This is a genomic window from Actinomadura sp. 7K507 (genome assembly GCF_004348425.1).
Taxonomy (GTDB): domain Bacteria; phylum Actinomycetota; class Actinomycetes; order Streptosporangiales; family Streptosporangiaceae; genus Spirillospora.
Genome location: NZ_SMKK01000318.1, coordinates 1 through 8,756 on the forward strand (window position 1 = coordinate 1; position 8,756 = coordinate 8,756).

Genomic DNA, 8,756 nt, shown 5'->3' on the forward strand with positions numbered 1-8,756 from the left:
GGCGGGGGCGCCGCCGGCGGCAGCTGCCCCAGGAAGTCGCTGGGCTGCGCCGGCGCCGGGGCGGGCGTCGGCACGGGCGCCGGGATCGCGGTCGACCCCGGCGTGGTGGGACGCGCCGGCGCGTCGTGCGGCGCGGGCCCGGTCGCCGGCATGGAGAACTGGCGCGAGTGGTCCGCCTCGGGCTCCTCCACCGGCTGGGACACGCCTGCGGCGGCCGCCGCACCGGCGGCGCCTCCGGCCGCAGCGGCCGCACCGGCCGCCGGATAGTGCCGGTCGACCCGCGTCTGGTCGGTGATGGTGGCTTCGATGTGGATCCGCCGGGTGAGCTGCACCAGGTTGACCGCGGTGGGACGTTCGGCCGGGTTGCGCGCCATCGCCGAGCGCAGCAGCGGCAGCAGCGCGTCGGGCACGCCCTCCAGGTCCGGCGTCCCCTGCATGATCTTGTAGAAGATCGACTCGAACGTCCCGGAGCCGAACGGCGGGCGGCCGGTCGCGGCGTAGGCGACCGTCCCGGCCATGGCGTGCACGTCCGACGGCGGGCCCGCGTCCTCGCCCTCGATGATCTCCGGGGCCAGGTAGCCGGGGGTGCCGATCACCATCCCCGTCGCGGTCAGCCGCGTCGCCTCCGCGGTCTGCGCGATACCGAAGTCGATCACGACGGGCTCGCTGTCGACGAGCATCACGTTCCCGGGCTTCATGTCCCGGTGCACGATCCCGGCGCCGTGGATCGCCGACAGCGCCGACGCCAGCCCCACCCCGAGGCGCTGCAGCGCCTGCCCGTAGATCGGCCCCGAATCCTCGACGATCTCCTCAAGCGTCTGGCCGGGCACGTACTGGGTCACGATGTAGGGCTGCTCGGCCGTCACGTCGGCGTCGAGGATCTCGGCCACGTGCGGGCTGTGCACCCGCCGCATCGAGTCGACCTCGCGGGCGAGCCGGCGACGCGCCGTGGCGTCCCCCGCCACCGCGGGCCGCAGCACCTTGATGGCCACATTGCGCCCCTCGGGGTCGGCGCCGAGGTAGACGACGCCCATGCCCCCTTCCCCCAGGGTCTGGAGCACGCTGTAGTGGCCGATTCGGTCCCCGGACGTGACGACTCCCTTCATCGTTTCCGAAACCCTACCTTCGCCGATCCGGGCGGGAAGATCTAATCGGCATCATGCCGCCACCACCCCGTCACCTGGGGTGTCGCCACGGTCGCCGTCCGCGACGAGGCCCGCGAGCGCGCCGGCGAACCAGCGCGCGGAGGGGCGCCGGGACGGGTCGCGCCGGAACGCCGCCCGCAGCAGCCCGGCCAGCGGCTCCGCGACGCCGTCGAGGTCGGCGTGGCCGCGCAGGATGCGGAAGCACACGCCGTGCAGCGACCCCCGCCCGAACGGCGGCCGGCCCGTCGCGGCGCAAGCGACCGTCGCCGCCCACGAGAACACGTCCGACGCGCTGGTGGCGCGCTCCCCCTCGATCAGCTCGGGCGCCAGGAAGGCGGGCGTCCCCACGACCATCCCCCGCCTGGTGACCTGCTCGGCGCCCGACTCGTGCGCGATGCCGAAGTCGATCAGCGTCGGCCGTTCCCCCATCACGATCACGTTGCCGGGCGCCACGTCCCGGTGCAGCACGCCCGAATCGTGGACGTCCCCGAGCGCGAGCGCGAGCCGCCGCGCGAACCGGACGAGCCGGTCGGGCCGCAGCGGCCCGTACGCCGAGATCAGGTCGCTCAGCGGGCAGCCCGGTACGTACTGCATCACCACGTACGGCCGCTCCGCCGCGACCTCCCCGTCCAGCAGCCGCGCCACGTACTCGCTGCGGACCCGCGCCTGCGCCGACATCTCCCGGGCCAGCCGGAAGATCGCCTCCGGCTCCCCCGCCAGTTCCGGGCTCAGTTCCTTCACCGCGACCTCCCGGCCGCGGGGATCCATCGCCAGGTGCACCACCGCGGTGCTCCCCCGGCCGATCTCGTCCAGCAACCGATACCCGCCCAGTCGCCGATGCGTCCCCATGTCCCTTTTGACGCCAAGAACGCGGTTCGCGTTCCCTCCGTCTTCCCCAGGGGGACGGCCTCCTGGAACCCCCAGGAACCTCCGGGAGAGGCCGAGTGGTCAGCCCTTGCGCGCGGCCTGGCGGGCGCGGCGCTCCTCCCGGCGGGTCTCGAACTTGGTGGCGGAGGCGTCGAGCTGCTCCAGGAACTCGCCGAGCTCCTCGCGGGCCTTCTCGCCGTCGCCGGACAGGTCGGTGCGGTCGAAGACGTTCCACTTGCGCAGCACCGGGACGAGGACGTCGTCGTGGTGGAGCCGCATGTCGTAGATGCCGGCGTTGGCGATGACGACGGACTTGCGCAGGAAGCCGTCGATGCTGTGGCCGGGCATGTGGAACGTCGTCACGACGTCGGTGATCGCCCGCATCGTCTCGTTCGGCGTGGCCTCCAGCGCGGCGCCCATCAGGTTCCGGTAGAAGATCATGTGGAGGTTCTCGTCGGCGGCGATGCGGGTCATCATCTGCTCGCAGACGGGGTCGCCGGACGCCTTTCCGGTGTTGCGGTGCGACACGCGGGTCGCGAGCTCCTGGAACGAGACGTACGCGGTCCCGTGCAGGAACGAGTCGCCGTGGTCGGCCTCGTAGCCGGCCTCCATGTGGTGCATGCGGGCCCGCTCCAGCGCGATCGGGTCGACCGCGCGGGTGACGGTCAGGTAGTCGCGCAGGGCGACGCCGTGCCGGTTCTCCTCGGCCGTCCACCGGTTGACCCAGGTACCCCAGGCGCCCTCGCGGCCGTACACGGTGGCGATGGCGCGGTGGTAGCCGGGGAGGTTGTCCTCGGTGAGGAGGTTGACGATGAGCGACTCGCGCGCCTCGAGGCTCAGCTTGGACTGCTCGATCGACCAGGGCTCGCCGTCGAGGGGACCGTCGAAGTCGCGGCCCTCGCTCCACGGGACGTACTGGTGCGGGAACCATTCCTTGGCCATCGACAGGTGCCGGTTCAGCTCTTTCTCGACCACCGGCTCGAGGTCGAGCAGAAGGCCGGTCTGGAACTTCTCTTCGGGGGTCATGGACATGCGGTTCCTTCACTAGACGACTGGTCTCGCCGGGCGGCACCGCCCGCGTCCGCAGGAGGTAAGGGCTGCCCAGCAGGCCATACCCACAAACCTACTCAAGCGTAGGTTCGATGGTCGCCATTCGGCTCGACTCCCGTCAAGCCGACACCGTGACAAGCCGCCGGCGGCGAGTTTTGTAGATCCGAGCAAAAGCGGCGTGACCGCTTCCTCACCTTGAGTCGGCGGCCTGCTGCCACATGCGGTTCACCGCGGCCCTGAGCAGCGGCCTCGGGACGAGCTTCAGCGCCGGGAACGCGGCCTTGTACTGCATGCCGGGGATGCACAGCGCACGTCCGGACGACACCGCGTCCAGCCCCGCCCGCGCCACGTCGTCGCGGCGCAGCCACAGCAGGTTGGACGGGCCGTGCCCGCCGGGCTGCTCGTCCTCCGTGCGGGTGAACCCGGGGCACAGCGCGGTCACATGGACGCCCCTGGAGGCGACCTCGGCGTGCAGGCTCTCGGAGAACGCCGCCACGTACGCCTTGGTCGCCCCGTACGTGGCGCTGCCGGGCGAAGGGGCGAACCCCGCCATCGAGGCGACGTTCAGCACCCCGCCGCGGCCGCGCTCGACCATCCCCGGCACGGCGGCGTGGGCGAGCCGCACGAGCGAGGCCACGTTCAGTTCGATCTGCGCGAGATGGTCGTCCAGCGGCAGCTCTGCGAACGCTCCAAAAGCGCCGTACCCGGCGTTGTTGACCAGCAGTTCGACCGGGTCGGCGCGCAGCCGCCCCTCGACCTCGGCGCGCTGGCCGGGGTCGGTGAGGTCGGCGGCGACCACCTCCACGGCGACCCGGTACCGCTCGACCAGCTCGCGGGCCAGCCCGTCCAGCAGGTCGGCCCGGCGCGCCACGATCACCAGCTCGGTGCCGCGGGCGGCCAGGAGGCGGGCGAAGCTCTCGCCGATGCCGCTGGACGCGCCCGTCACGAGCGCGGTCCGGTACGCGTGTCGCATGGCGCGAGATGCTATCGGCCGATCTTCACGCCCCCGGGCGGCACGCCCAAAAACACACGTAACGTTTCGACCCACAAGTTTCGCGGCATCCCGCACGCCGTCCCGGAGGCGCGCGGGAGCGGACGGTCAGCGGCCCGTGAACTTCGCCTTGCCGGGGCCTTCCTCCATGAAGCTCTTCATTCCGCTGGCCTGGTCCTCGGTGGCGAACAGGGCGGCGAACTGGGTCCGCTCGATCTCCAGGCCGGTGGCGAGGTCGACCTCCAGGCCCGCGTTGATGGCCTGCTTGGCGGCCTGCAGCGCGATCGCCGCGCCGCCGACGAAGGTCGCCGCCCACTCCCTGGCGGCCGTGTAGACGTCGGCGTCGGGGACGACCCGGTCGACGAGGCCGATGTCGAGGGCCTCGCCCGCCTTGACGTGGCGTCCGGAGAACACCAGGTCCTTGGCCTTGGACGGGCCGATCAGCCGGGACAGCCGCTGCGTGCCGCCCGCGCCGGGGATGATGCCGAGCTGGATCTCCGGCTGCCCCACCTTCGCGCCCTCGCCCGCGACGCGGAAGTCGGCGGTCAGCGCCACCTCCAGGCCGCCGCCGAGCGCGTACCCGGTGATCGCGGCGATGACCGGCTTCGGGATCGCGGCGAGCGCCTTGGCGAAGTCCTGCAGCAGCCGCGAGTGGCCCGCCGACATCTGCGCGTACGACATCGGGGCCATCTCCTTGATGTCCGCGCCGGCCGCGAACACCTTCTCCCCGCCGTACAGGACGACGGCGCCGACGGTCTCGTCCTGGGTGACCTCCCGGGCCGCGTCGATCAGCTCCCGCTGCATCTGGGCGTTCAGGGCGTTCATCTTCGGACGGTCCAGCCTGATCGTCGCGATCCCGTCCTGGACCTCGACCCGTACGAACTCGCCCACGGCGACCCTCCTGTGAAACTCGGCGGCGGAACGTTTCGAGCCTAACCAGGGGCGACGCCGCGGTGACGGGCGGGACGTCGGAGGCTGCTGGTAGCTTCGGGAACCATGCTCGCCGCCCACGCCACCTGGCATGGCGGTGCGCTGTGCCTCTGGGCCGAGCGCACCGGCCCGTACGAGCCTTCACCGGACGTCCACCCGTTCGCGACCTGCGACTTCAGCGGGACGTCCTACGAGCCGCTCGTGCGGGACGCGTTCCGTGTCGAGCTGGCCATGACGCTTCCCACTCTCGGCGATCACCCGCTGCCCTCGGCGGAGCTGGGTCCCGAGGCGGTGCGGGACGAGCCCGAACTGCGCCCGTGGAGGGTGCCCGCCCTCGTCCTGGAGCCGTTCCCCGCGATGGCGCTGCTCCAGGCGGCCGAGCACAGCGCCGACGTGGTCCCCGGTACCGACCTGCGCTTCCTCTGCATGATCGCGGACGAGGCCGTGCATCTCGCCGGACGCGGCCAGGTGCTGCCCGCGCTGCTGCGCGAGGACGGCGACCTCGTGGCCCGCTGGCGCCCGGTGATCGACGACCCGGCCCGGTTCCGGGCGCTGGCCCGCGCGATGCCCGCCGCGTGCCGCGCCGCCGACGGCGGACGTCCGGCCGGCGAGGTGCTGCGCGAGGCGCTGTCCGGCCTGGTCGACACCGCCGTCCGGGGCGTGGTCCCGCATCCGCTGCTGGTGTCGCGGCGCAAGGAGCCCGACCGGCTGCCGCTCGCCGAACGCTGGGTCGCGGCCCTGACCGGCCCGTCCGCCGGGGTCGCCCGCGAGCCGCGCGACGACCCCGGCGACCTGATCGCCGAACTGGACGCCTGGGCCGCCGCCGCGCGCCGCCCGTCCGGCCCCCTGCGCGTGTGCTTCCGCCTCGCGGAGCCCGGCGCGGAGCAGTTCGACGCGGAGGACGAAGGGCTCGCCGAGGAGCCCGAGGACGACGACTCCTGGCGGGTCGAGTTCGCCCTCCAGGGCACCGACGACCCCAGCCTCTACGTGCCCGCCGCGATGGTGTGGGCGGGCGAGGCGACCTCGGTCGCGGATGCCGAGGAGACGCTCCTCACCGGCCTCGGCCGCGCGCTGCGCCTGTTCCCCGACCTGGCCCCTTCACTGGACGGCCCCACGCCGGACGAGCTGGTCCTCGACACCGCCGGCGCGTTCCGCTTCCTCCGCCAGGCGGCCCCGATGCTCTCCGCCGCCGGGTTCGGCGTCCTGCTCCCCCAGTGGGCGGGCAAGGCGAAGCTCGGCATGAAGCTGTCGACGCGCAGCGAGGACCCGGAGGCGTCGTCCGGTGCGGCCGTGGCCTCGGGCTTCGACATGAAGGCCATGGTCGACTTCCGCTGGGACCTCGCCATCGGGGACGACAGCATCGACGAGGCCGAGCTGGAGGAACTGGCCCGCCTGAAGACGCCCCTCGTCCGGTTGCGCGGCCAGTGGGTCGAGCTGGACGAACGGCAACTCGAAGCCGCCCTCGACTTCCTGCGCCACCCCCGCCGTGGCCGGATGTCCGCCGCCGAAGCGATCCGCGCGGTCATTCACGCCGACGAGGACGCCCTGCCCCTCACCGGCGTCGACGCGCACGGCGCACTCGGCGACCTGCTGTCCGGCGAGGCCGACCGCCGCCTCACCCCGATGAGGACCCCCGATGAACTGGACGCCGAACTGCGGCCGTACCAGGAGCGCGGCCTCGCCTGGCTGACGTTTATGAACGAGTTGGGGCTAGGTGCCCTACTTGCGGACGACATGGGGCTCGGGAAGACGATCTCCGTTCTCTCGTTGCTCGTCCACGAGCGGGAGAACGGCGCGCGTCCCGATCCGACGCTGGCGATCCTGCCGATGTCGCTGGTGGGGAACTGGCAGCGGGAGGCGGCGCGGTTCACGCCCAAGCTGCGCGTGTACGTCCACCACGGGACGGGGCGGCATCGCGGCGAGGATCTCGCCGAGGCGGTCGCGGGAGCCGACCTCGTGCTGACCACCTACGGAACGGCGGCGCGCGACGCGGAGACGCTCGCGGAGATCGGCTGGGAGCGGATCATCTGCGACGAGGCGCAGGCGCTCAAGAACAGCGGGACGCGGCAGGCCAGGGCCGTGCGGAGCATCCCCGCCCGGACCCGGATCGCGCTCACCGGTACCCCGGTCGAGAACCACCTGACCGAGCTGTGGTCGATCATGGAGTTCGCGAACCCCGGGCTGCTCGGCCCGCGCAGCGCGTTCCGGCAGCGGTTCGCGATCCCGATCGAGCGCGAGGGCGACGAGCAGGCGGCGCTGGGACTGAAGCGGGCGACGCAGCCGTTCATCCTCCGCCGCCTCAAGACCGACAAGTCGATCATCTCGGATCTGCCGGAGAAGCAGGAGATCAAGGTCTACTGCAACCTCACCACCGAGCAGGCGTCGCTCTACCAGGCGACCGTGGACGACATGCTCCAGCAGATCGCCGAGGCGGAGGAGAAGAAGCGGCGCGGGCTCGTCCTGGCGACGATGGCCAAGCTCAAGCAGGTCTGCAACCATCCGGCGCAGCTGCTCAAGGACGGGTCCCGGCTCCCCGGTCGCTCCGGCAAGCTCGAACGCCTGGAAGAGATCTGCGCCGAGGTCCTGGAGCAGGGCGAGAAGGCCCTCGTCTTCACCCAGTACGCCGAGTTCGGCTCGATGCTCCAGCCCTATCTGGCCGCCCGCCTGGAACGTCCCGTGCTGTGGCTGCACGGCGGGACGTCCAAGCAGGGACGGGACGACCTCGTCCAGCGTTTCCAGGACGACGACGAGCCCGCGATCTTCCTCCTGTCCCTCAAGGCCGCCGGGACGGGACTGACGCTGACGGCCGCGAACCACGTCGTGCACGTCGACCGCTGGTGGAACCCGGCCGTCGAGGACCAGGCCACCGACCGCGCCTTCCGGATCGGGCAGACCCGCAACGTCCAGGTCCGCAAGTTCATCTGCGTCGGGACGATGGAGGAGCGCGTCGACGAGATGATCGAGCGCAAGAAGGCCCTCGCCGAGTCGATCGTCGGCACCGGAGAAGACTGGCTCACAGAACTCTCCGTCGCTGAACTGCGCGACGTCCTGCGCCTGTCCCCCGAGGCGGTGAGCGACTGATGTCCGAGGGCATCAAGGCCCGCAACAAGCGCGGCTCGATCGGCGCCCAGTGGTGGTCGCGCCGCTTCATCGACCTCCTTGAGTCGTTCGCCGACAAGGGCCGCCTGTCACGCGGCCGGACGTACGCGCGCAAGGGCATGGTGTTCGACCTGAAGGTCGCGCCGTACGAGGTGACGGCGAAGGTGCACGGCTCGGCACCGGAGCCATACGAGGTGGCCCTAGGCATCGACGCGATCGACGAGGCGGACTGGAGGGCCGTCGAGAAGGAACTGGCGTCCCGCGCGGTGTTCCGCGCCCGCCTGCTGGCCGGGGAGATGCCACCGGAGATCGAGTGGGTCTTCGCCGAACTGGGCCTCGCCCTCTTCCCCGGCTCGGCGTCCGACCTGCACCTGATGTGCGACTGCCCCGACTGGGGCGACCCCTGCAAGCACGCCGCGGCCGTCCTGTACCTGCTGGCCGAGGCGTTCGACGACGACCCGTTCCTCATCCTCGAATGGAACGGCCGGAGCAAAGACCAACTCCTGGCGGCCCTGAGACGCGGCACCGAAACCGAGCCAGACCCCCTCGCCATGGAGGACGAGCCCCTCACGGCCACTGGCTTCTGGACACCCCCGTCGGGCATGGCCCATCTCCGCGACCGCCCGGCCACACCTCACGTCCCGCCCGGCTTCGTCCTCCAGGTGGCCACACCC

Annotated in this window: 7 protein-coding genes; 2 read left to right on the top strand and 5 right to left on the bottom strand. The window is 72.0% G+C overall.

What is annotated here, in order from left to right; all coding sequences use genetic code 11:
- The 5 genes from E1285_RS40775 to E1285_RS40795 all read right to left on the bottom strand — a co-directional run.
- The coding region (locus E1285_RS40775) for a serine/threonine-protein kinase (RefSeq protein WP_132159958.1) at positions 1-1,106 on the bottom strand (1,106 nt) is incomplete at its 3' end.
- A gap of 51 nt (positions 1,107-1,157) precedes the next feature.
- Positions 1,158-1,994, bottom strand: a complete 837-nt coding sequence (locus E1285_RS40780; protein WP_132159959.1) for a serine/threonine-protein kinase — start codon at positions 1,992-1,994, stop codon at positions 1,158-1,160.
- A gap of 99 nt (positions 1,995-2,093) precedes the next feature.
- The gene (locus E1285_RS40785; protein ID WP_132159960.1) at positions 2,094-3,044 is read right to left on the bottom strand and encodes an acyl-ACP desaturase; all 951 of its coding nucleotides are present in this window, start codon (positions 3,042-3,044) and stop codon (positions 2,094-2,096) included.
- 208 nt (positions 3,045-3,252) lie between these two features.
- A complete protein-coding gene (locus tag E1285_RS40790; protein ID WP_132159961.1) occupies positions 3,253-4,035 on the bottom strand; it encodes an SDR family oxidoreductase in 783 nt (260 codons plus the stop codon).
- Positions 4,036-4,161: 126 nt separating this feature from the next.
- On the bottom strand, positions 4,162-4,944 hold the full coding sequence (locus tag E1285_RS40795) for an enoyl-CoA hydratase-related protein (protein WP_132159962.1): 783 nt from the start codon (positions 4,942-4,944) through the stop codon (positions 4,162-4,164).
- A gap of 105 nt (positions 4,945-5,049) precedes the next feature.
- Here E1285_RS40795 and E1285_RS40800 point away from each other — a divergent pair, with 105 nt between their 5' ends.
- Together E1285_RS40800 and E1285_RS40805 are read left to right on the top strand one after the other, a co-directional pair.
- Positions 5,050-8,064: a DEAD/DEAH box helicase gene (locus E1285_RS40800; protein WP_132159963.1), complete on the top strand. Its 3,015-nt coding sequence runs from the start codon at positions 5,050-5,052 to the stop codon at positions 8,062-8,064.
- Positions 8,064-8,756, top strand: a 693-nt coding sequence (locus E1285_RS40805) for an SWIM zinc finger family protein (RefSeq protein WP_132159964.1), incomplete at its 3' end; no start/stop codon positions are given. The genes E1285_RS40800 and E1285_RS40805, both read left to right, overlap by 1 nt.